The following is a 22,373-nucleotide window of genomic DNA, read 5'->3' on the forward strand; positions in this document are numbered from 1 at the left end:
ATGTTAAAAATCGGACCTTATGAATTTCAATCTAGATTATTGCTTGGGACAGGTAAATACCCAAATTTTGATGTGCAAAAAGAAGCGGTTGCAGTATCTGAAACGGAAGTATTAACGTTTGCTGTCAGACGAATGAATATTTTTGAACCAAATCAACCGAACTTTTTAGAAAAGCTCGATTTAGAAAAATATAAGTTGCTACCGAATACGGCTGGGGCAAAGACTGCGGAGGAAGCGGTTCGCATTGCAAAATTAGCGAAAGCTTCAGGCCTTTGCGACATGATTAAAGTAGAAGTCATTGGCTGTCCGAAAACACTTCTTCCAGACCCAGTCGAAACCTTAAGAGCTTCTGAGATGTTATTAGAAGAAGGATTCATTGTATTACCGTATACATCGGATGACGTGATATTAGCAAGACGCTTACAAGAGCTTGGTTGTCATGCCATTATGCCAGGTGCTTCGCCAATTGGATCGGGTCAAGGGATTATTAACCCACTAAATATTAGTTTAATTATTGAGCAAGCAACAGTTCCTGTTATTGTAGATGCGGGCGTTGGAAGTCCAACCGATGCGGCGCATGCAATGGAATTAGGAGCAGATGGCGTTCTCTTGAACACGGCTGTAGCTGGAGCGGAGGATCCTGTTAAGATGGCGAAGGCGATGAAGCTGGCAATCGAAGCGGGAAGATTAGGATATGAAGCAGGTCGAATCCCGAAAAAGCGCTATGCAACGGCAAGTAGTCCGATGGAAGGAATGAGTACAGTTTGAATGACCGCTATTCAAGACAGGAATTGTTCGCACCAATCGGAAAAGAAGGTCAACAAAAGATAAAATCGAAGCATGTTTTATTAATTGGTGCCGGTGCATTAGGAACCATCAATGCGGAAAGTCTTGTTCGGGCTGGTATCGGAAAGATTACGATATTTGATCGGGATTATGTCGAATGGAGTAACTTGCAGCGTCAAACCCTTTATGGGGAAGAAGAGGCACAAAATCGCTTGCCAAAGGCAATCGCTGCGAAAAAACGATTATTGACCATTAACTCAGATGTCGAAGTGGAAGCGATTGTGAAAGATGTGACGGCTACCGAATTAGAACGTTTTGTTCGAGCGGATCGTCCACACTTAATGATTGATGCTACGGATAACTTTGACATCCGAATGATAATAAATGATGTCTCCCAAAAGTACGAAATTCCTTGGATTTATGGCGCATGTGTAGGGAGTTATGGGCTTAGTTATGTAATTCTTCCGGGCAAAACCCCCTGTCTACAATGTTTACTCGAAACTGTTCCGTTAGGGGGATTAACATGTGATACGGCTGGCATTATTAGTCCGGCTGTGCAAATGGTCGTGTCCTATCAAGTAGCGGAAGCATTAAAGATTTTAGTGGAAGATTGGGAAGCATTAAGCGGTAAATTACAATCTTTTGATTTATGGAAAAACCAACATTCCTCTATTCGAGTGGATAAGGTCAAGAAGAGGGAGTGTCCTTCATGTGGTGAACATCGGACGTATCCACATTTGACGTATGAAGGACAAATGAAGACAGCTGTATTGTGTGGGCGTGATTCCGTGCAAATACGTCCATCTCATTCTGAATCATTCGATTTAAATCAGTTGGCTAAGCGACTTATCAATCAAGGGATGAAGGTGGAAGTGAACCCTTATTTGCTTTCATTTCAAGCGGACCAACGGAGATTAGTGGTCTTTCGTGACGGGCGGGCCCTCGTGCATGGGACAAAAGATATTCAAGAAGCAAAATCCATTTATCATCGATATTTAGGCTAGTAAGGGGGAGGAAAAGATGGGGATTCCTAAAGCGGTAACAATCGCTGGTTCAGATAGTGGGGGAGGCGCAGGCATTCAAGCGGATTTAAAAACGTTTCAAGAGCTTGGAGTATTTGGGATGTCAGCAATAACAGCGATTACGGCACAAAATACTTTAGGTGTTCAAGGTGTATACCCAATACCTGTCGAGGCCATCGTCCAACAAATCGATTCAATTGAGAGTGATTTGCGACCGGATGCCATAAAAACAGGGATGCTCTTCAGTGCTGAAATTATAGGAGCAATTTCGGAACGAGTAATCCGATACCAAATGAAAAACCTCGTGATTGATCCGGTAATGATTGCAAAGGGCGGTGCTCCTCTTTTACAAGAAGAAGCTGTTACAGCTATGAAAGAGCAACTTATCCCATTAGCAAAAGTTATTACACCGAATATCCCAGAGGCGGAAGTGCTGACGGATAGAAAGATTCACACGCTAGAAGAACGAAGAGAAGCGGCAAAGAGACTTCATGATTTAGGAGCAGAGTTTGTTGTGATGAAGGGTGGACACGATCAAAGCGACCGTCTCATTGATTTGTTATATGATGGTGAACATTTTTACGAATGGGAAAGTCGACGTCTCCAAACGAAGCATACACATGGAACGGGATGTACGTTTGCGGCTGCGATTACAGCTTCTTTAGCGAAAGGAAGTTCGGTAGTTGAAGCGGTGGAGACGGCAAAAATCTTCATCCACGCAGCGATTGAAGACGAGCTAGGAATTGGAGAAGGACACGGTCCTACGAATCATTGGGCATACCGTAAGCGTCATGAGGTGGTGCTTTAATGTTTCAACGGGAAAGTTTGCAGCTCTACTTTGTTATGGGGAGTACGAACTGCTTGAAGAATCCACGTGAGGTTCTGACTGAAGCGATAAAAGGTGGCATTACGATGTTTCAGTTTCGTGAAAAAGGGGAAGGAAGTTTAGTAGGCAAAGATAAGCGAAATTTAGCTACAGATTTACAGGCGATATGTCAGGAGCACGGGATTCCCTTTATTGTGAATGACGATGTCGAGCTTGCGCTTTCTATCGGCGCAGATGGAGTCCACATTGGGCAGGATGATGGTGATATTGAAACGATCCGAAACTTGGTTGGAAAGAAAATATTAGGTATCTCCACTCATAATGTTGAGGAAGCAAAGGCAGCCCTAAAATTAGGAGCGGATTATATCGGAGTCGGTCCAATGTATGAGACTTTAACTAAAAAAGACATACAAAGAGTGCGTGGTCCAAAAGTGATTGAAGAAATTCGCGCAGCTGGTATTCATCTTCCGCTTGTAGGAATCGGTGGAATTTGCAGTGGTCGAGTAAAAGAAATCGCTCAACGAGGGGCAGATGGAATTGCAGTCATCTCCGCTATAAGTAAGGCATTTTCCATTGAAGAGTCGGCTCGTCTTTTACGACAAGAGTTTCAAACAAGTCAAGTGAAAGCTTATTTGTAAAAACGCTTCGTTTGCATGATGTTTATACTGGAATAATCGAGACAGAACTTAAGCAGATGACCATTCGTTCATCTGCTTTTCTTTTTATTGGGCAAGGTCTCTTTCAAAATATCATACTAAAAAATACATCGCTCAAGGTATTTTACTCTATGTAATATGGAGAGGACTTCCTCTCAGTGGAAAGCCTTCAAAGTACAATCAAAGGTAACAAACATCGTATAGTTAATTGTAAACATTTACTATAGAAAATAAATAGACGGAAATGTTTTTTATGAATATAGTAGAAGAAAGAAGAAATATGTCGATATATGTCATATAATGTCGTATTAAATTTATGATAAATTAGGTGAGAAAATGACGAAGATAGGTCGAAAGGTTTCAGTTTATATGATCACTTTTCTCGTTGTAGTCATTTCCATCTCCGTTACCTTTAATCAAACGTTTATTTGGCTATGTGTACTTTTATTTCCGTTCATTTGGTCATTGGGACGAAATGACGATCATCGCTCCGCAAAAAAAGAACATTTAAAAAAACAAGGATATGGCTCGCTTATCCACTCTTTCAGTGGGTCCATCTTTGTTTGGGACTTAACGAATGAAGAGTTGTATTTTTCAAAAGGAATGGAGCAGCTTTTTGGTTATCCTGAAAAACAGTTGAAAAAGTCCAAGAATTTGTGGAAAGAAATTGTTCATCAAGAGGATTGGGATGCGTTAATAAAGGATAAAAAACGATTGCTGGAAGGAGATTCGACTAAGATTGAATTTCGTATTCAGCACCCTAAAGATGGGGAAAAGTGGATTATGAAGATAGCGACCCCAATTGTCGGAGAAGATGGTAAAGTTCTTTTGATCAATGGTCAAATGATTGACATTACAGAAAGAAAACAAGTTGAATTGAAATTAAAACAAATGGCGTACTTTGATGATCTAACAGATTTACCGAATCGTAAATTGTTAGATCGACACATAAAAAAAGCGCTTGCGCGTTCGAAGCGTCATCAAGACCCCCTTTCAGTCATGTTTATAGACTTGGATGATTTTAAATTAGTCAATGATACATTTGGTCATGAAGTGGGGGATTCGTTGCTAAAAGAAGTGGTAAAACGTATGAAGAGCTGCATCCGAGAAGAAGATTTAATTGCTCGCGTTGGTGGAGATGAATTTGTAGTTGTTTTTGAACAAACGAGTAAACAAGAGGTCGAGCACATTGCAAAACGAATTGTGGAAAATGTGGGGCGTCCTTACTTTATCTGTGACCATGAGACATCGATTTCACTGAGTATAGGCATCAGCATGTATCCAAACGATGGAATGGATAAAGAGACGTTAATTAACCGTGCTGACCAAGCCATGTATTTAGCGAAATTTAGCGGGAAAAACACATACGAAATATTTTCTTCCTAGCCATCGTTCGACTGAACGATGGCTTTTTCTCTGTATTCATCTTCCTAATTATTTACAACCTTTATGGATTCTCCTACTATGAAATGGGGGGAGGGATGACTGTGAGTAAACCGATTGCTGTTGTAACAGGTGTTAGTCATTCAAAGGGAATAGGTGCAGCCATTTGTCGAAGGCTTGCTCAAGATGGAGTATCGATATTTTTTATCCATTGGGATAGTCATGATGGATGGGAGGAAGAGTTCTCAAGCGAGATCCAACAATGGGGTGTGAATTGTCTCGGAATGGCGTGTGATTTAGGCCAAGTAGGAATCGAACGCCAAATATTTGATAAGGTTACAGAAGAAATGGGCGTTCCAACGATATTGATTAATAATGCTGCGCATTCTAGAAGGGATGGTTTTGACGTTTTAAGCAGTGAGATCATTGACGAACATTATGTTGTGAATATGAGGGCAAAGATGCTGTTGAGCGTTGAATTTGCTCGACGATTTAAGCGACATGGCTTAACATGTGGACGAATTGTTCAAATGATATCCGGTCAGGAACAGGGACCCATGCCACATGAGTTGGCGTATGTTGCTACAAAAGGAGCGATTTCGGCCTTTACCCTGTCTTTATCTGCTGAGGTTGCTCCATTAGGTATAACCGTAAATGCTGTAAATCCTGGGCCAACGGATACGGGTTGGATGACAGAAGAGATTAAAGATGCTTTACAACCGAAGTTTTTGATGGGAAGAATTGGACAACCAGATGATGCCGCACGAATTGTTACATTTTTAACAAGTGAGGAAGCCAATTGGATTACGGGTCAGGTCATTCATTCTGAAGGTGGATTTTTTAGATCGTAGTGTGAAAGGAAGAAGGAATGATGAAGGAAAAGATAGTGTTTGATCCAACTATGCATCTACATCTTGGGTATTATGAGAACAATGAAGATATCGAAGCCGTTGCCTATAAAGTCAAAAACGAAGAGAAGTGGTATGTATTTCTCGAGGAAGATACTTCACTAAGTATTCGTGATCAATCGAAATATTGGCCATCATACGGATACTATATTTTTACAATAGATAATGAAGACCTATCATACGAAGAAGGGTGTGAGAGATTGAAAGAATGGCTACTTTTCAATTCCTATATAGGGTGAGTTTATGTATTTAAAACAAGTATCGATGAAGTGGCATGAAGTTACAAAGAAGACGGAATATCCGTTCAACATACCTGCCATCCAATCATTAGATCAATTACCACTTACATCTAATGTGACTTTTTTTGTTGGTGAGAACGGAACGGGTAAATCGACGTTATTGGAAGCGATTGCCTATCAATGTGGCTTCCACACAGCAGGAGGAAGTCGTAATAATCTATACGATGTACATGCAGCGCATTCTGCCTTAGGAGATTATATTCGTTTATCTTGGCTTCCGAAAGTGACAAATGGCTTCTTTTTACGAGCGGAATCGTTTTATCAGTTTGCTTCTCATATTGATGAAATTGATGATACGGGGTATGCAAACTATGGTGGAAGGTCCTTACATGAACAGTCCCATGGAGAATCGTATTTATCGTTGTTTTTAAATCGCTTTAATGGTAAAGCCATTTACTTATTAGATGAGCCAGAGTCCGCCTTATCTCCACAGCGGCAATTAACGCTCTTGAAAATTATTCATGATCTACAAGGTCAATGCCAGTTTATTATCGCCACTCACTCACCGATTCTACTCGGCTACCCCGATGCGATAATCTACAGCTTTGATGGTGGCAAGGTTCAAGAAATACAATATGAAGAGACCGAACATTATCAGCTAACCAGATACTTTTTACAGCATCGTGAGAAGTTTTTAAAAACGCTTTTTGAAGAGTGAGACTGGGGGAGAGATGATGTCAATACGAGGGGTTAACCACTTAACTTTTTCGGTATCGGATTTAGAAAAATCTATTGAATTTTATCAACGAGTTTTTGAGGCAAAACTACTCGTTAAAGGGCCTAAAATGGCTTACTTTGACTTGAATGGAATTTGGCTAGCGTTAAATGTTCAGAAGGAAATTTCGAGAACGGAGATTTTTCATTCTTATACGCATATCGCATTTTCCATTGAGGAAGAAGAGTTTGAATTTACACATGAAAAGTTGAAGAATCTTAACGTCCGAATTTTACCTGGTAGAGACAGAGAAGAAAAGGAAAAGCGTTCGATTTATTTCACCGATCCAGACGGTCACTTATTTGAGTTTCATACAGGGACTTTACAAGAACGTCTTCGCTACTATAAGGAAGTGAATCAAGATATGACCTTTTATACTTAATACCAGTTGATGAATCAAAACAAAAAGTGAAGGGTTTTACATTATTCCTTCACTTTCCTTTAATGGCTATAAATTTTCCATTAGTTTTTTGGCAATTCGAATGTAATCATCCTTGTTAATCCCTGGGGCGAACTCTTCTGGTAAATCATCTAAATCAGGGATAGGTGCGCCTTTCGGATTGCCTTCTATGACTTCAAGTGGTCTTCCGTTAAGAGGGTGGGTACCTTTCCAAATCTTTGATATGTCTTTGTAATCGTGATTACTCCAAGTATATAAAATGTTATCTAAACCTTGTTGTTCATATTTTCGCGCATAATCAAATTTCGAATTATCGAGGTCTGGGACGGGCAGCATCTTCGTTAAATCGATACCTGTCACAATCTCAATTGCTTTTGCATAGGCCACAACATGAACTCCACCTCGTACGAGTAAGTACCCAATCGTTTCGCGTGCAGTAGGATGATCCGTCATTTCATAGACTCTCATCTTATGCGTACGGGCGCCAATTTCTAAGAAAAAATTGTGTAATAAGTCTAAAACGAGGTTTCCGCTATTAAAGACATGGTCCCCTGACCAAGCTCTGCCCATTGAATCTCCAACGAGCGCCGTTTGAGCAGTTGCGATAAATGAATAAGTGTTTCGAGCATCTAATCCAGCACGAAGAGGCGTTTCATCTGGGGAACCGGAGAATGTTTGATTTTTTGATAATAGATTGATAGAAGTGGTGACAAGCTCGACATGCCCCATCTCCTCTGCCGTAATACTTGCGACTAGATCATAAAAGGGTTTGAGTTTTTTCTTACCACGAAAGTTAAATGATTGAAACATGTAATTATTCAGTGTCGACATTTCACCGAACTTGCCACCTAACAGCTCTTGCACAGCGGCGGCAGCATTTTTATCACCGTATTCAGGAACTGGTAATTCAATGAGTAACCGGTCTAATCGTTTAAACAATTGGGACCCTCCTTATCCATTTGCCTCATGAACTGGAAATACCCATACAACTTGCTGCATACGAACGAAAAAAGGGGTGCTATTCATCTCGACGACTATATGATCAGGCATTACCGTCTGTAGCTTTCCTCGGATCGTACCTTGGGTTGTTTGTACGGTTATTTTTCTTCCGGTCATCGAATTCAATGACTGATATAAGTAATGATCATAAAGGCTATAGAAAATAGATTGATTGGACATGATAACCCTCCTTTGCAAACAATCGTTACAAGTATATGAATGAAGAGGTTGCCTATAAAACAATTATTGTTCAGAAAGGGGTAGTATTTTGAAAAAGGTACTTGTGATTGGCGTTTCTTCAGGGGTAGGAAAAACAACGTTGGCTAAACAGGTAGGGGAGAAATGGAATCTACCTGTCTATCATTTAGATGCATTGTATTGGAAACGAGGGTGGAAGGAGGCTTCAGAAGAAGAGTTTCAGTGCAAAATGAAGGAGATTGTCATTCAAGAGAAGTGGATCATTGAAGGGAATTATACGAGTACTCTCCCATTAAGGCTCAAAGAGGCGGATACGATTATTTACATAGAACGCCCGTTATGGATGTGTTTGTATCGTGTATTAAAAAGAACGTTACAGTATAAAGGGACAACGAGGCCAGAAATGACTGCTGGATGTCCAGAACGGTTCTCATGGTCATTTCTCCGATTTATCGTGTCGACCTATCATAATCGAAGGAAGGAGTTTCGACAACTCGTTCTGAAATGTAGAGCACAAGGAAAGGATGTTAGGGTTTGTCGAAACAAGGAAGATGAAGAGCGATTGTTGAAGAACTGATGCCACCATTATAACTGACATTTCTTCATATTTCCCCGGAAATCGACAAAACCTTTGAAGGAAATCTAATATTTATTGTAAATTTTATGATAATTTTTAATTTACATATGGAAGTCGAATCTATATCTCTATTAATATAAGAAAGTAGGTGAAGAAAAAGGAGTGATAGTTGACGATGAAAAAGTTCTTGAAGGGATTGGTTGTTTGGTCAATCCTCATTGCGATGGCAGTACCGATAAAACAGACATCTATTGCAACTGCTAGTACCGTCGGAAATGTGGTAATTAATGAGATAGCATGGATGGGGACGAATGTAAGCTATAACGATGAATGGATTGAACTATACAACAATTCGGGAGAAGAGGTAGCGCTTACAGGATGGACATTATCAGCTACGGATGGTTCTCCTTCCATCGCCTTATCTGGGTCCATTCCTGCAAACGGTTACTTTATTCTTGAACGAACAGATGATCAAACAGTATCAGGAGTTCAAGCAGACCTTATTTATAGTGGCTCTCTTAGTAATTCAGGTGAAGTACTTGAATTAAAAGATGCTCAAGGGAATATCGTAGATGTAGTTGATGCATGGTATGCAGGAGATAACGATTCAAAAGCAACGATGGAGCGGAAGGACCCTACACAAAGTGGAGCGTTGTCGAGCAACTGGCTTACTGCAACAGAGCTTTACACAGAAGGGTATGGAACCCCTAAAGCAAAAAATCGTTCAACTCAGCTAGGCTGTAGTTCAACGGAAGAACATTTAAATCAAGTTTCTGAAGCGTTGGGTGCTATTAACGTTTATTTTAATAAATGTGCACTGACACAGTATGCTTCTGTTGATAACGAAGCGAATTATAATGTTAACTTAGAAAACCGATTAATTCATCGATTAAATCAGGCTACAACAAGTATTGACTTTGCTACATATGAAATTAACTTACCAAACGTTGTTGATACATTGATTCAAAAAGCTGCTCAAGGTGTACAAGTACGTGTTATTGCAGATTCAAAAGATTCCGAAGACCCATATTATGCTGAACGCTTTGAAACAATGCGCCTATATGTTGAAAAAATGGTTCGGGGTCAGGACTTATTATTAGGTACAAGTGATGATATTGTGGTTTTCTCTGATTCCCCTATGTTTGCCGTTGAGGATAGCACAAAGCGAATCAGTTTTGGGCTACCTTCTAGCGCGAGTGATATTCCTGAAGTAATGGTAGCTGTTGGAAGTCAAAATGTCACCGGACGCCTATTTGTTGATGCTGAAGAAAAAGCTCCAAACGCTTATTATTCCCCTGACAACCAAATGCATAATAAGTTTGCAATTGTCGATGGAAAATGGGTGTTTACAGGTAGCTGGAATTTCACTGTTACAGGATTGTATGGTGATGAAACGAATATGAGTGCAGGAATTCTGGATGGAAATCAACAGCACGTAGTTGAGGTTCATTCACCAGAACTAGCAGCGATTTATCGAACCGAATTTGAGGAAATGTGGGGAAGCTCCTCGGATATTCCAAATCCATCAGTAGCGAATTTTAGCTCACGTAAAACGGATAACACGAGCCATATTGTAAGCGTAGGAGGAAAGACAGTAGAGGTTTATTTTTCTCCTGGGGACGATGCCATTGGTAAGTTAACAAATTTGGTTAAAGATCAAGCAGATTATAATACGTATTTTTCTATTTTCGCCTGGAGTGACCAAGCATTACTTGACGAGTTAAAGTATAAATGGGAAGGCTCTTATCAAGATTTGGAAGGGACGCTAACAGGGTTTGATTTAAAAGGTGTTTTCGATTCGAGTTATTGGAATATGTGGTGGTCAGCAAGTGTGGATATGACGGGGCGTACAGCCTCTCAATCGAGTCAGAATAACCCTAATACACGTTGGGCTAATCCTGCCCCTGTATACAGTGATCAAGAAACCCGAAAGCTCCATAGTAAGACCATGCTAATAGATGCAGAAACAACGAGTGATCCTACAGTAGTCATTGGATCGACCAACTGGAGTGAGAATGGGAACAGTGTGAATGATGAGAATATGCTCATCATACACGATGACCAAATTACAAACCAATTCGTGCAAGAGTTTTATGCGCGCTATGCTCAAGCGGGTGGACAAATCCCGGCAAATTAGTTCTTTCAGACCTTTGGGAACAACCCCAAAGGTTTGATTTTTTTGTTACAGAAAGTTTAAGTTCAATAAAGTGTTAAAAGTATTCTCTTTACAGTTTTTTTGGGTGTCTAGCTCCAAGCGCTATCAGCTCGGGTCGCTTCGCGCTTTTTCTATGAAAATAAAAATTACCTATGAGCTGAATGATCGATCATGATAGGTAGATGGTAGAAAGGAAACCCCGGGGAGAACAAATTTTCATGTCCGGGGTGTGAGTGTAAAATCATGTGTGTTTCTTACTTCTTGAAATGTTTTTTAATTAAATGAGTTGACGGTTATAGAAAACCATACTATAATAAATCTCGAAGTTAAGATATTTGGTACTGAAATGATTTTGGGTGAAATTTTTTTAATCATATATCTCGATTTCTTAATATATGATTTTGAGGTATATCTTGGAGGTGAGCTTCCAACAGCATAATAGTCGTTTCAGTAACCACTTTGTAGTGAGGAGAATTACAAATTATGTTTGATTTTATAAAAAATTTCTTTAGAAAAGAAAGGGAAGATGTACAAATGAGTAAAGTGTTATATATTACAGCAAATCCAAAAACGACTGAGCAATCTTTTAGTTTACAAGTTGGAGAAGAGTTTTTAGCTGCTTACCAACAAGCGAATCCTCAAGACGAAATTATTAAGCTAGATTTATATAAGACAAATGTTCCATTAATTGATGAAGATGTTATGAGTGCGTGGGGTAAGCTTCAACAAGGAACTGCATTTGAAGCATTAACTGCAGAAGAGCAAGCGAAAGTTGGCCAGATGAACACATTACTTGAGCAATTCATGGAAGCAGATAAATATGTATTCGTTACACCGTTATGGAACTTCTCTGTCCCTGCTATTATGAAAGCGTACGTTGATAACATTTCAATCGCAGGAAAAACATTTAAGTATACAGAGAATGGGCCAGTAGGATTACTTGAAGGTAAGAAAGCTCTTCACATTCAAGCGCGTGGTGGAATTTACTCAGAAGGTCCTGCAAAAGATATGGAAATGGGAGATCGCTACCTTCAAACGGTATTAGGCTTCCTTGGTGTAAAAGATGTTCAATCCATTATTGTTGAAGGGGTTAACTTCATGCCAGAGAAAGCTGAAGATATTAAAGCGAAAGCAATTGAAGAAGCGAAACAAGTTGCTCAAACATTTGGTGCAGAAGCTGTAAAGGCGTAAAACTTTTAAAAAGTGTCTTGGAAATCAACTTCGATTTCTAAGGCACTTTTTTATCATTAACCCTGATGTTGTGACGATTGTTTCGCGCAAGTCCTCCAGTGCTCTTCGACGAAAGACCAGTTCTTTCTGTTTTTTTACGAATACTGTTTTTACATAAGTCATACATTGAGATTACTAAAGGATCTTTCTAAAAGATTGTAGATTTAGTATTACTGACTACATTGTTCACGGTCAATTTTGCTCTGAGTAATGGAGAGACTTGACTCCAGTTAAATTTATGGGGCGAGAACCTAGAGGCGCATGCCGGGGTGCTAACTTCCTCTCCGGGGAAAGCAAGTGGCTGGTGCGTTGTGTTAAGTTTTCTTATTGGGTTGTAAAAGTAATAATGTAAACTAAAGTGTTGTATTGGATAACAATTCTTAAAAACGTGTATATTTTGAAAATTTTAAATAAATGTATTGACGATACTTGGAAAAGTCGTTATAATCATTTCAAAATTATTGAAAAAATTACTTATTAAAATATTAAAAGGCTTTGAAAAGGAGTAGTAAAAGAGTGCTCTGACGTATAGAGAGCTGTCCCTTGGCTGAAAGGATAGCCGTTCATCCTCTTTGAAGATCGCCTTGGAGCTTTGCTTTAGAAAGGGACTAACGCCTGAGTATGAAGCAACGGGACCTTCCGTTAGCAAGTAAGTCATTCCTTTGACTTTATGAGTCTATCCTCTGTGAAGTGGGTAGAGAAGTTGAGTGGTACCGCGATGTTACTCGCCTCAACAATCCAGAATTTAGTGTGGGTTGGGGGGCGAGTTTTCTATTTGATAATTGGATATTAATGCGTAGAAGAGGAGAGTAAGAGTGAGCTCTAATGTGAAGAGAGCTACCTCGTGGCTGAAAGGGTAGCCATTATCTCACTTTGAAAGTCACCTCTGAGCTTTGCTTTAGAAAAGGATTAACGCCTGAGTATGAAGCAACGGAGTCTTCCGTTAAGAAGAGAAGTCAACTCTTTGACTTGCAGAGTCTGTATTCTGTGAAGAGTACAGAGAAGCTGAGTGGTACCGCGAAGAAATCGCCTCAGCAACCGTCGTATCCTTACGGGTACTTTCGGTTGGGGCGATTTTTCTTTTTACCTTCAAAGTGCTAGAAGCTTAGGGAGTGGGAATGATTTTAGATTAATGGAAAGGGGATGAGCCAATCGTGAAGATTGTGAGGTTGGGACATTTTCTTCAAGCATAAGTAATAGCATATCAATACTTTAGGGATGAAACGCTTTAAATAAATTGAGTGGGGTGTTCATAATGAATCAAGTAATCGAATTTACAAAAGCAAGTCAGTTAAAAGCGAAGCCAGAGCCATCTGTATTAGGATTCGGTAAATATTTTACCGATCACATGTTTATCATGGATTACAATGAAGAAAGCGGTTGGCATGCTCCGAGAATCGCGCCATACGAACCGCTCATGCTTGATCCGAGTGCACTTGTATTCCACTACGGGCAAGCTGTATTTGAAGGATTAAAAGCGTATCGAGCGAATGATGGTCGAGTTCTTTTATTCCGTCCAGACAAAAATATTCGAAGACTCAATGAAACATTACATCGCATGTGTATGCCGACAATTGATGAAGAGCTCTTACTAGATGGTCTTAAACAATTGCTTGAGATTGAGAAAGATTGGGTGCCAAGTGCTGAAGGAACATCCCTTTATATTCGCCCATTCGTGTTAGCGACTGAACCGTTTTTAGGGGTTCGACCATCTAAAAGCTATAAACTTCTCATCATTTTATCGCCTGTAGGGGCTTATTATGCAGGGCAGCTAACACCAGTTAAAATTTACGTGGAAGATGAATATGTTCGAGCAATTCAAGGTGGCGTTGGACATGTAAAAACGTCTGGAAACTACGCGGCTAGTTTGCTCGCTCAGAAAAAAGCGGAGCATTTAGGGTATGATCAAGTATTATGGCTGGATGCGAAAGAGAAGAAATATGTTGAAGAAGTTGGGTCAATGAATATCTTCTTTAAAATTAAAGGAGAAATTGTAACGCCGAGCCTTAATGGAAGTATTTTAAGTGGAATTACCCGTGATTCTGTTATTACGATGCTCAAATCATGGGGAGTACCTGTAAGGGAAGAACGAATTTCCATTGAAGAGGTTTATGAGGCTTATTTAAGAGGAGAATTAGAAGAAGTATTCGGCACAGGAACGGCTGCGGTTATTTCCCCAGTTGGTGAATTAAATTGGAATGATCATCGAATGATTATTAACGAAAATCAAACTGGTCCATTTTCAAAAAGATTATATGATGAAATTACGCAACTTCAATACGGATTAACGAAAGATACATTTGGTTGGACAATTGAAATTAAATAAAAAATTGATTGACGACTATGTTTCTATTATTCGATAAGTGCTGTAGGAATACCGAGGCAACAGAAGCTGTTTGAATTTTTATGAGGGCACTCCCGGATAAAGACCTAAAGAATGCTGAAAGTTGAACATTCTTTAGGTCTGCGTTTTTTGATTAGGCTGTTTTCGTATAGAGAATTATTACCATTACGCTACGGACACTTGCTTTCCGCGGGGGAGAAGTCGAGCCTCTTCAGCATTAGACTGTGGGCGCTCACCCTTTCCTCTTTTATCCCGCGAGTCAAGTCGGTCCATACAAAGGGTAAAATCGATTCTCAACAATTCTATACAATCTGAAAGCAACAATCTTTTGGGAAAGAGCCGGGACGTATTACGGCAATTTTGAAAGTAAGTTGAAATAGAGTTTGAGCAAGTATGCTACGATAAAGGAGAACGAGGAGGAGAGCGAAGATGAAAGCTGTATTTTTTGATTTAGACGATACGTTGCTATGGGATGAACGAAGTGTGGAAGAAGCTTTTCATGCGACCTGTTTAAAGGCAACAGAAAAATATGGGGTAGATGCTTCTCAGCTAGAAGAGGCAGTTAGAAATGAAGCGAAGAAGCTATATCAATCATACGAGACATACCCTTATGTACAGATGATTGGGATTAATCCGTTTGAAGCGCTTTGGTCTTCTTTTTCAGAATGGAAGCACGAACAGTTAAAGAAGCTTCATGAATTGGTTCCTACGTACCGTGAAAACGCGTGGTATCTCGGATTGAAATCTGTTGGAATAAATGATGTAACGTTTGCGAAAGAGCTAGCTCTTCAATTCGGTGTTGAAAGAAGAAAACGCCCGTATGTTTATGAAGATACCTTTACTGTACTAAAAGAGCTTAAAAAGGATTATCGTCTATTGCTTTTGACAAATGGTGACCCAAGTTTACAGAAAGAAAAGTTGCAAAGTGTACCAGAACTCGTCTCCTTTTTCGAACATATCGTCATTTCAGGTGAATTCGGAAAAGGCAAGCCAGATGTTTCTATTTTCCAGCATGCCTTATCACTTATGGAGGTTAAGTCAGAGGAAGCGGTGATGATCGGTGATAAGTTAAGTACCGATATATTAGGAGCGAATCAGGCAAACATTCCATCGATATGGCTAAACCGTAAGCAGCTAGCTCCATATATGGACGTACAGCCAGCTTATGAAATTAACTCCCTATCACAATTAATTCCGCTGTTAAATGAAAGAAATGTTAAAAATGGATGACAAAAGATTCTTTTAGATAGGGTATTTTCATATACATTGTTGCTTTTTGATTTTGAAATGATCTAATAATTGGAAAAAATGAAGGCGACTCATTCCAATCGGGCGTTAGAAAAGGGTGGTGTCGACAATCGTATATCATACCTTTCAAATTAAGTACGTGAACATGAAGCATTGCCAACTTATCATGTCGATGATGAAATGAAAAATGGAGCATTCAGACAGAATATGACTTGTGAATGTCAGGCATATAATCAAACTGTTGTGGAGCTTCCGCAGGGAATGTGATGAGCGACTTTTGTGAAAAGGCTTGGGCATATGTAAGATCTACCAATGCCATAGAAGGGAAATATTTAACGCCTGAACAAGAAACTTTTTTACGAAAGGTTATGAAAGACGAAATCACGGAAGAAGAATTTCATCAACAAGCATTAGAACTAGCAAGACGCAAATAACTTCTGTCACTTAAGTTAGTACCACTAATTCTTTAATATACAAAGAATTGGTGGTTTCTTCTTTCAGCACAATCTAATAATTTAACAATAAAAAACACTTGCAATATATTAACTTTATAATTTTTAAGTTATAATTTACCATGTTAAAAATATCCATAAGGAGAGTGACAACCATTACGAAAAAAAATCTTAAAAAAATCATAATTGGATTCTTATGTATATTTGGATTATTTATTGCGGTAAAGTATGCATTATATAACATCAATATGGTAGACGATGGAGATGTAGTAAACGAACTCACTAGGGTCATGCAACAGAATAATCATGAATTGAGTTTAGAGAATGAACTTGATTTTGAATGGTCAGAAGTTTATATATTTCAACCCTATACCCCAGAAGATTCTGTAAAAGAAATTGTAGGGGTTGAATGGATATCACCACACACATCTTTTTTTTCTCATCTTATGGGATTCTCTTCTGAACCCTTACTACAAGATAGTCAGAAACGCATGATTTTTTTAAATAAAGATAAGGTTGTTAAAGATATTATTTATAATGAAACTGATTTCGATATATTATCAAATCATATGAATTCTAACGAATTACTAACTCTACAAGAAAAAAATAAATACAAAGTAAAGCGACCTTAATCAAAGAGGGTGTCCCAAAAGTAGATTGGGACACCCATTCTTTGTTTGAAAAAATACAAGGTTTTTCTAAAGATTGTTGTTTTTGATCATACACTTCATTGCGAAAGGAGGACGCTCATACTTTTGTAGATAGATGGAATGGGTATTGATTGGTTCAATATCCATTTTTTTATGATAAATGGATTTTGTGGTTTTATTTATTAACGTATTTATTCCATTTATAATAGGATAATAGATATGTTGACTTAAACGAACACTAGAGGGATGCTGGATGAAAAACATATGTGTTACGGGATACGGTGTCATTGCACCTCAGGCAACGAATTCAGAAGAGTTTAAAAACGTGTTACAAAGTGACAAACAAGGCTTTACGTCTATATCACATCCCTACTCGGAAGAAAAGTCTATTGTCGTAGGGAAAGTGGATGTAGATGAATTTTCGTATTTGGAGCCGGAATTCATGAAGTTTCCGAGAGCAGCTAGATTATCCATCATTGCTGCAAAAGAAGCTGTGGAAATGGCAGAGCTTCAAGGACTTGAAGCTTTAGATACTAATTTTGGAATTGTGATAGGAACCGCTTCTGGTGTTCTTCAAGAAGTGGAATCTATTAAAAAGAAGGCAGTGGAGCTTGGACTGAAAAAACTTCGTCCTACCAGTATAGGAAGCTTAAATGATAACAGTATTTCGACAGCACTTTCATCTTATTTTCATCTTCATGGTCCTTCTTTTACGATTTGTAATAGCTGTACTTCTGGTATTGACGCTATCTTGCTTGCTAAAGCTTTGATCGAATCAGGGCAAATTCAAGGGGCCATTGTTGGTGGAGTCGATCTGGCTTTGTCTGATTTAGTTGTTGCGGGTTTTACAAAGCTTAACACATTAATGACCACATCAAGTTCTGAAAAGCCCATCGGTCCGTTTAGTGGAGTAAATGAATTTGTTCTATCAGAAGGAGTAGGGGTATTAGTATTAGAGAGTGAGGAATTCGCCAAGAATCGTCAGGTTAATATATTAGGATATATTGAAGCGGGTGCGATGTCTCAAGATGCTATTTCTATCTACAAGTCCGATCCGTCAGGCGACTATCTTTACAAATTGATTCAGGATGTAGTCGAAGAAAAAGAAATTTCCTATGTGAATAGTCAAGCTCTAGGACTTCTAGAAAACGATCGGATTGAAAAGCGCATTTGTGAAGAGTTATTTCAGTGTAAAGTTCCTGTTACATCGATAAAAGGTGTGTTGGGGCATTCACTTGGAGCCTCTGGTATATTACAATGTATTTCGGCATTAATGAGTATCGTAGAAGGATTCATTCCTCCAACTATCGGTCGAATTGATTCTCAATTTAGCCATTTGCCAATTGTGAGGGAATTGACGACTACAGCCGTCCATCGAGTTTTGTTAACTGCTCATGGGTATGGGGGAAATAATGCTTGCCTACTTGTTTCAAGAAAACCGTAGTGGAGGACTTATTACATGTATTTTTATATGCTACTTGCCATTTCGCTCATTCCGCTCGCATTGTTTATCTTTTTGTATGTGAATGAACGCTCAAGAATGGTACATCCGCTTCGAACCTTTTTGCTACTATTATTTATTTGGAATTTTGATGTTGTTGTCTTGTTCAGTAGAGGGATTTTAACCGAAGAAGCGGTTTTGTTACTATTTAAGATTTTTCGCTTCGGCTCAATTATGTACTTGCCGTTTGTCTATTATTTAGCTCTTACCATTTTCGAACGCTTAGGTCCGAAATATCGAAAGTGGAGAGTGGTTCTAAATCGTCCGATATACTTACTGCTTTTATTGTTTAGTTTGACGGTTTATATTGTGAACTTTACACCGTTAGGAATACAAGAAATTCAATATGTTGAAGGGTCGGAGTTTTTTCCTGGACATTTCTACCCTGTCTATGGCGAGCTTAATTCGCTTTATATGATCAATGTATTGCTTGTGTTTGCGAGCACGGGGTTGCTTTTCTTAATGGTAAGAAGGTTGGAGAAAAATCCTTATCGCTCATTCGGGATATATATTGTCGTATCCATCTTGTTCGTTTTTATTAATGGAGCGCTATCAGGATTCAATGTCTACCCGTTACCCATTTCATTATTCAATGCCGTTTTTGTAACGATGGTCATTTTTAGTGCGTACTTTTATACGAACAATCAAATGATTAAAGAGATGAATAGTGAGCTGGTGGACCAGAAGAACTTTTTACAAACGGTTATCGATTTGAATCCGAATTTTTTATATGTCAAAGATATGGACGGTCAATTTGTAATTGTCAATCGTGCGTATGAAAAGGCGTTTGGAAACGAATTGCGATTATCAACATTATTTGAAGGGCATCCATCTCAATATGACTTTCAACAAGAAGAAATCAAGCAATATGAAAAAAGTGTCACGGATGATCATGGCATTTCTCGAAAGTTAGAAATAAAAGAGATTCCGATGATGACGACAAAAGGGCATCAGCTTATGCTTTATGTGGCTAACGATATAACCCAGCGATTAAAAGAAGAAGAATATATTAGACAGACAGAGAAGCTAGGTGTTGTCGGGGAGTTAGCTGCGGGTGTTGCCCATGAAATTCGAAATCCGCTCACGTCTCTAAAAGGCTTTATTCAGCTAATGAAAGATGATAGCCAATACGAGAAGCGGCATTTTTATCTTGATATTATGTCGAGTGAAATTGATCGGATCAGTGAAGTTATTAACGAGTTACTTTTACTAGCAAAACCACAGGCAGATGTATTTGAAAAAATGGATGTTGTGAAAATCTTGCAAGATGTCAAAATGTTGATGGACACATCTGCCATCATGCGAAATATTAAGATTGATATAGAGCAGACTGGGGACATTCCTAAAATAGACGGGATGGAAAATCAAATTAAACAAGTGTTTATTAATATTGTAAAAAATGCAGTTGAAGCCTTACCGAACGGAGGAAACATCCGAATCGCGATACAGAAAAAGGACGGCGACAAAATCGATGTGTCGGTAAAGGATGATGGGGTTGGAATATCCAGTGATCGTTTAAAGAAAATGGGCGAGCCGTTTTACACAACTAAGGAAAAAGGAACGGGCCTTGGTTTAACGGTCTGTTATCGAATTGTAAAACGTCATCACGGTGAAATAGAATTTGAAAGTGAACTCGGCAAAGGGACAACAGTTTTCATTACTTTACCGATTACACATGATTGAAAAAGGGATATATAACCGGAAAGAGGGTTAAAAAGGTTCGGGGAAACGAACTTTTTTAACCCTCTTTCATATTAGGCTTTCATTAAACGGTTTAATTTATTTCTAAGTGGTTCCGCTTGTTGAAGAGCTTGCTCGTCTTGAAGTACTTCTCCTGGCTGGTTTCCACTTCCGATTACATAACCTTCAAAAGAGGCAGAAACGAAATCGAAAATGTACTGGAATTGTTGGATCAGAGGCAACCCTTTTATTTTCGCGTTATCCCCACCAACTGTGATGACAAACATTTTCTTTTTACTCATTTCTTCTTTGAAGTTTAGTTGCTGATCACGTAAGCTTTGAGACCAGCGATCGACAAAGTTTTTCATCGGACCACTCATTCCGTACCAATAAAGTGGAGTGGCGAAGATAATGATATTCGCTTCAAGCACTTGCTTAATGATTTGATCATAATCGTCGTCAATCGGTTGAAAGCCTTCCGAATCATGCCTTTTATCTTCAATTGGTAAGATCGTATGGTCTTTTAAATGAATCGTCGTATACTTGAGACCTTCCAGGATATGGTTTGTTAATTGTTCCGTGTTCCCGTTTGGTCGTGTACTACCATTCAGTACTACTACTTTCATTCTTTCACCTACTTTGAAGAGAAATTATAAGCTTTCGCTTAAAAAAGTTCGCACTTGCTCAGGTGTTTTAGCATTTGCACTGTGTAGGTGAGCTAGTTTTTCACCGTTTTTAAAGATTAGAATACTTGGAATTCCCATTACTTGATACTTTTCAGCTAACTCAGGGAAATCATCACGATTAATTTGGAACCATTCATATTGACTATAATCTTCTAGAATTTCTCCAATGAACATATCCATGCGCGTGCAATCTGGGCACCAGGATGCATAAAATTTTATTAATACCTCTTTATCACTCGAGATCATTTTCTCAAATTGTTCAACAGACTCAATCGCTTTCAAAATATACCCCTCCTACTATTCCGTATCGGTTGCTAACAATTTATGATACATAATATATTGTAATATAATTTATTTATTTTATGTTGCAATTTGCTTTGACAGAAAATGAACATTGAAACCGAAAGTTATGGAAGGAGATAACAAAACAACCCCGAAGATGATACAATATTACAGAGATAGACGAATGAATCGGAATTGAGTCATAGCACTCACATTAGGGAGGCAATAGCATGAAAATTAAACTAGGATTAGTTTATGGGGGGAAATCTGCAGAACATCAAGTTTCACTGCAGACAGCTCTTGCGGTTATAAAAGCGTTAGACAAAGAAAAATTCGATGTTCACCCAATATACATTACAGAAGAAGGAGAATGGGTTCGAGGAGCTCAATTGACAGGTCCTGTTGAATCAGTAAAGGAGCTACGTTTATCTAAAGGAGCGGAAACCTTTACACCTGTTATGCTGAATCAGAAGCTTTTCCCGTCAACGAAGGAAGAGGATTCTAGTGAGCTTGACGTTATTTTTCCACTTTTACACGGCCCGAACGGAGAAGATGGCACAATCCAAGGTATGTTAGAGTTGCTAAACCTTCCGTATGTCGGAAATGGTGTGTTAGCATCTGCTGCGGGTATGGATAAAGTGATTATGAAAAATTTATTTGCGCAAGCGGGATTAAATCAAGTGAAATATGTTTCCTTTACACGTACAGAGTGGGATAAGAGTCGCGAGGAAGCCTATAAGAAAGTTGAAGCAGAATTAGGATATCCTTGTTTCGTAAAACCGGCTAACTTAGGGTCAAGTGTAGGGATTAATAAAGCGAAAGATCGCGAAAGCTTAATAACAGCTTTTGAGGAAGCGTTTGAGTTTGACCGAAAGATTATTATCGAAGAAGCGGTTGTCGGTCGTGAAATTGAAATCGGTGTGTTAGGAAACGATGAGCCAATGTGTTCAGTTGTTGGTGAGATTGCACCTAAAAAAGAATTCTATGATTATAAAGCGAAGTACGAAGATGGAGATACTGATCTGATCATTCCGGCAGAAATTACAGAAGCAGAATATGAAACCATCAAAGAGATGGCCATTCAAGCGTTCAAAGCAATTGATGGTGCAGGTCTTGTTCGTGCCGACTTTTTCCTAACAGAAGATGGAACGGCATATATTAACGAAGTTAATACAATGCCTGGATTTACGCCGTTTAGTATGTTCCCGCTATTATGGAAGCATAGTGGCGTAGAATATCCAAAACTAATTGAGAAGCTAGTAGAGCTTGGGATAGAGCGTCACGAACAAAAACAAAAGATTAAACATACATTTTAATTAAAAAGAGGGACACTATTCATAAGGGATAGTGTTTCTTCTCTTCTATACAAGGAGTGA

The 22,373-nt window shown here is 38.9% G+C and carries 23 protein-coding genes and 2 other annotated features; of the genes, 19 read left to right on the forward strand and 4 right to left on the reverse strand.

Annotation, left to right across the window (positions count from 1 at the left end):
* The 9 genes from ML543_RS15385 (at nt 1) to fosB (ending at nt 6,977) form a co-directional block, all read left to right on the forward strand.
* Nucleotides 1-768 (forward strand): thiazole synthase, encoded by a 768-nt coding sequence (locus tag ML543_RS15385; RefSeq protein ID WP_243388317.1) that lies wholly within the window; start codon nt 1-3, stop codon nt 766-768.
* Nucleotides 765-1,790 carry a thiazole biosynthesis adenylyltransferase ThiF gene (locus tag ML543_RS15390; RefSeq protein WP_243388318.1) on the forward strand — a complete coding sequence of 342 codons (1,026 nt, stop codon included), beginning with the start codon at nt 765-767 and terminating at the stop codon, nt 1,788-1,790. The genes ML543_RS15385 and ML543_RS15390 overlap by 4 nt, the downstream gene beginning before the upstream one ends.
* Before the next feature lie 16 nt (nt 1,791-1,806).
* Complete coding sequence (thiD, locus tag ML543_RS15395) at nt 1,807-2,616, forward strand: bifunctional hydroxymethylpyrimidine kinase/phosphomethylpyrimidine kinase (protein ID WP_243388319.1); 810 nt, start codon at nt 1,807-1,809, stop codon at nt 2,614-2,616.
* Nucleotides 2,616-3,272, forward strand: a complete 657-nt coding sequence (gene thiE, locus ML543_RS15400) for a thiamine phosphate synthase (protein ID WP_243388320.1) — start codon at nt 2,616-2,618, stop codon at nt 3,270-3,272. The genes thiD and thiE overlap by 1 nt, the downstream gene beginning before the upstream one ends.
* Before the next feature lie 354 nt (nt 3,273-3,626).
* Nucleotides 3,627-4,676 (forward strand): sensor domain-containing protein, encoded by a 1,050-nt coding sequence (locus ML543_RS15405; RefSeq protein ID WP_243388321.1) that lies wholly within the window; start codon nt 3,627-3,629, stop codon nt 4,674-4,676.
* A 95-nt stretch (nt 4,677-4,771) separates the two neighbouring features.
* Nucleotides 4,772-5,524, forward strand: coding sequence for an SDR family oxidoreductase (locus tag ML543_RS15410; RefSeq protein ID WP_243388322.1), 753 nt, complete (start codon nt 4,772-4,774; stop codon nt 5,522-5,524).
* Nucleotides 5,525-5,541: 17 nt separating this feature from the next.
* Nucleotides 5,542-5,820, forward strand: a complete 279-nt coding sequence (locus ML543_RS15415; RefSeq protein ID WP_243388323.1) for a DUF3986 family protein — start codon at nt 5,542-5,544, stop codon at nt 5,818-5,820.
* 4 nt (nt 5,821-5,824) lie between these two features.
* Nucleotides 5,825-6,538, forward strand: a complete 714-nt coding sequence (locus ML543_RS15420) for an AAA family ATPase (protein WP_243388324.1) — start codon at nt 5,825-5,827, stop codon at nt 6,536-6,538.
* A gap of 16 nt (nt 6,539-6,554) precedes the next feature.
* Entirely contained in the window at nt 6,555-6,977 is a 423-nt protein-coding gene (gene fosB, locus ML543_RS15425; RefSeq protein ID WP_243388362.1) for a metallothiol transferase FosB, read from the forward strand.
* 66 nt (nt 6,978-7,043) lie between these two features.
* On the opposite strand, the gene ML543_RS15430 is transcribed toward fosB, so the two are convergent.
* On the reverse strand, nt 7,044-7,934 hold the full coding sequence (locus ML543_RS15430; protein ID WP_243388325.1) for a manganese catalase family protein: 891 nt from the start codon (nt 7,932-7,934) through the stop codon (nt 7,044-7,046).
* 12 nt (nt 7,935-7,946) lie between these two features.
* A complete protein-coding gene (locus ML543_RS15435) occupies nt 7,947-8,174 on the reverse strand; it encodes a YuzF family protein (RefSeq protein ID WP_243388326.1) in 228 nt (75 codons plus the stop codon).
* 88 nt (nt 8,175-8,262) lie between these two features.
* Here ML543_RS15435 and ML543_RS15440 point away from each other — a divergent pair, with 88 nt between their 5' ends.
* The 9 genes from ML543_RS15440 (at nt 8,263) to ML543_RS15480 (ending at nt 20,032) form a co-directional block, all read left to right on the forward strand.
* Nucleotides 8,263-8,769 (forward strand): P-loop NTPase family protein, encoded by a 507-nt coding sequence (locus ML543_RS15440; protein ID WP_243388327.1) that lies wholly within the window; start codon nt 8,263-8,265, stop codon nt 8,767-8,769.
* Nucleotides 8,770-8,944: 175 nt separating this feature from the next.
* Nucleotides 8,945-10,906, forward strand: coding sequence for a phospholipase D-like domain-containing protein (locus ML543_RS15445; RefSeq protein WP_243388328.1), 1,962 nt, complete (start codon nt 8,945-8,947; stop codon nt 10,904-10,906).
* Between the two features lie 552 nt (nt 10,907-11,458).
* Nucleotides 11,459-12,115, forward strand: coding sequence for an FMN-dependent NADH-azoreductase (locus tag ML543_RS15450; protein WP_243388329.1), 657 nt, complete (start codon nt 11,459-11,461; stop codon nt 12,113-12,115).
* 525 nt (nt 12,116-12,640) lie between these two features.
* Nucleotides 12,641-12,890: a binding site (T-box leader), on the forward strand.
* 52 nt (nt 12,891-12,942) lie between these two features.
* Nucleotides 12,943-13,191, forward strand: a binding site (T-box leader).
* A gap of 218 nt (nt 13,192-13,409) precedes the next feature.
* Nucleotides 13,410-14,480, forward strand: coding sequence for a branched-chain amino acid aminotransferase (locus ML543_RS15455; protein ID WP_243388330.1), 1,071 nt, complete (start codon nt 13,410-13,412; stop codon nt 14,478-14,480).
* 447 nt (nt 14,481-14,927) lie between these two features.
* Nucleotides 14,928-15,728, forward strand: coding sequence for an HAD family hydrolase (locus ML543_RS15460; RefSeq protein ID WP_243388331.1), 801 nt, complete (start codon nt 14,928-14,930; stop codon nt 15,726-15,728).
* 284 nt (nt 15,729-16,012) lie between these two features.
* Nucleotides 16,013-16,180 (forward strand): antitoxin VbhA family protein, encoded by a 168-nt coding sequence (locus ML543_RS15465; protein WP_243388332.1) that lies wholly within the window; start codon nt 16,013-16,015, stop codon nt 16,178-16,180.
* Nucleotides 16,181-16,344: 164 nt separating this feature from the next.
* On the forward strand, nt 16,345-16,830 hold the full coding sequence (locus tag ML543_RS15470) for a hypothetical protein (RefSeq protein ID WP_243388333.1): 486 nt from the start codon (nt 16,345-16,347) through the stop codon (nt 16,828-16,830).
* 271 nt (nt 16,831-17,101) lie between these two features.
* Nucleotides 17,102-18,292, forward strand: coding sequence for a beta-ketoacyl-[acyl-carrier-protein] synthase family protein (locus ML543_RS15475; RefSeq protein WP_243388334.1), 1,191 nt, complete (start codon nt 17,102-17,104; stop codon nt 18,290-18,292).
* A gap of 15 nt (nt 18,293-18,307) precedes the next feature.
* Nucleotides 18,308-20,032: an ATP-binding protein gene (locus tag ML543_RS15480; protein WP_243388335.1), complete on the forward strand. Its 1,725-nt coding sequence runs from the start codon at nt 18,308-18,310 to the stop codon at nt 20,030-20,032.
* Nucleotides 20,033-20,103: 71 nt separating this feature from the next.
* On the opposite strand, the gene ML543_RS15485 is transcribed toward ML543_RS15480, so the two are convergent.
* Together ML543_RS15485 and ML543_RS15490 are read right to left on the reverse strand one after the other, a co-directional pair.
* A complete protein-coding gene (locus ML543_RS15485; RefSeq protein ID WP_243388336.1) occupies nt 20,104-20,655 on the reverse strand; it encodes a flavodoxin family protein in 552 nt (183 codons plus the stop codon).
* Nucleotides 20,656-20,679: 24 nt separating this feature from the next.
* Nucleotides 20,680-20,997: a thioredoxin family protein gene (locus ML543_RS15490; RefSeq protein WP_243388337.1), complete on the reverse strand. Its 318-nt coding sequence runs from the start codon at nt 20,995-20,997 to the stop codon at nt 20,680-20,682.
* 230 nt (nt 20,998-21,227) lie between these two features.
* Between ML543_RS15490 and ML543_RS15495 the strand changes: the two genes are divergently transcribed.
* On the forward strand, nt 21,228-22,313 hold the full coding sequence (locus ML543_RS15495; protein ID WP_243388338.1) for a D-alanine--D-alanine ligase: 1,086 nt from the start codon (nt 21,228-21,230) through the stop codon (nt 22,311-22,313).
* The last annotated feature ends 60 nt before the right edge of the window (nt 22,314-22,373 follow it).

Origin of the sequence: Bacillus kexueae, from assembly GCF_022809095.1 — a bacterium.
In the GTDB taxonomy this organism is placed as follows: Bacteria; Bacillota; Bacilli; order Bacillales; family Aeribacillaceae; genus Bacillus_BZ; species Bacillus_BZ kexueae.

Bases quoted from the DNA above. Each gene is read 5' to 3' on its own strand.
- ML543_RS15385 (WP_243388317.1), top strand. From the start codon at position 1: ATGTTAAAAATCGGACCTTATGAATTTCAATCTAGATTATTGCTTGGG.
- fosB (WP_243388362.1), top strand. From the start codon at position 6,555: ATGTCAATACGAGGGGTTAACCACTTAACTTTTTCGGTATCGGATTTA.
- ML543_RS15475 (WP_243388334.1), top strand. From the start codon at position 17,102: ATGAAAAACATATGTGTTACGGGATACGGTGTCATTGCACCTCAGGCA.
- ML543_RS15410 (WP_243388322.1), top strand. From the start codon at position 4,772: ATGACTGTGAGTAAACCGATTGCTGTTGTAACAGGTGTTAGTCATTCA.
- ML543_RS15480 (WP_243388335.1), top strand. From the start codon at position 18,308: ATGTATTTTTATATGCTACTTGCCATTTCGCTCATTCCGCTCGCATTG.
- thiD (WP_243388319.1), top strand. From the start codon at position 1,807: ATGGGGATTCCTAAAGCGGTAACAATCGCTGGTTCAGATAGTGGGGGA.
- ML543_RS15435 (WP_243388326.1), bottom strand. From the start codon at position 8,174: ATGTCCAATCAATCTATTTTCTATAGCCTTTATGATCATTACTTATAT.
- ML543_RS15455 (WP_243388330.1), top strand. From the start codon at position 13,410: ATGAATCAAGTAATCGAATTTACAAAAGCAAGTCAGTTAAAAGCGAAG.
- thiE (WP_243388320.1), top strand. From the start codon at position 2,616: ATGTTTCAACGGGAAAGTTTGCAGCTCTACTTTGTTATGGGGAGTACG.
- ML543_RS15465 (WP_243388332.1), top strand. From the start codon at position 16,013: ATGAGCGACTTTTGTGAAAAGGCTTGGGCATATGTAAGATCTACCAAT.
- ML543_RS15445 (WP_243388328.1), top strand. From the start codon at position 8,945: ATGAAAAAGTTCTTGAAGGGATTGGTTGTTTGGTCAATCCTCATTGCG.
- ML543_RS15450 (WP_243388329.1), top strand. From the start codon at position 11,459: ATGAGTAAAGTGTTATATATTACAGCAAATCCAAAAACGACTGAGCAA.
- ML543_RS15415 (WP_243388323.1), top strand. From the start codon at position 5,542: ATGATGAAGGAAAAGATAGTGTTTGATCCAACTATGCATCTACATCTT.
- ML543_RS15460 (WP_243388331.1), top strand. From the start codon at position 14,928: ATGAAAGCTGTATTTTTTGATTTAGACGATACGTTGCTATGGGATGAA.
- ML543_RS15485 (WP_243388336.1), bottom strand. From the start codon at position 20,655: ATGAAAGTAGTAGTACTGAATGGTAGTACACGACCAAACGGGAACACG.
- ML543_RS15420 (WP_243388324.1), top strand. From the start codon at position 5,825: ATGTATTTAAAACAAGTATCGATGAAGTGGCATGAAGTTACAAAGAAG.
- ML543_RS15495 (WP_243388338.1), top strand. From the start codon at position 21,228: ATGAAAATTAAACTAGGATTAGTTTATGGGGGGAAATCTGCAGAACAT.
- ML543_RS15405 (WP_243388321.1), top strand. From the start codon at position 3,627: ATGACGAAGATAGGTCGAAAGGTTTCAGTTTATATGATCACTTTTCTC.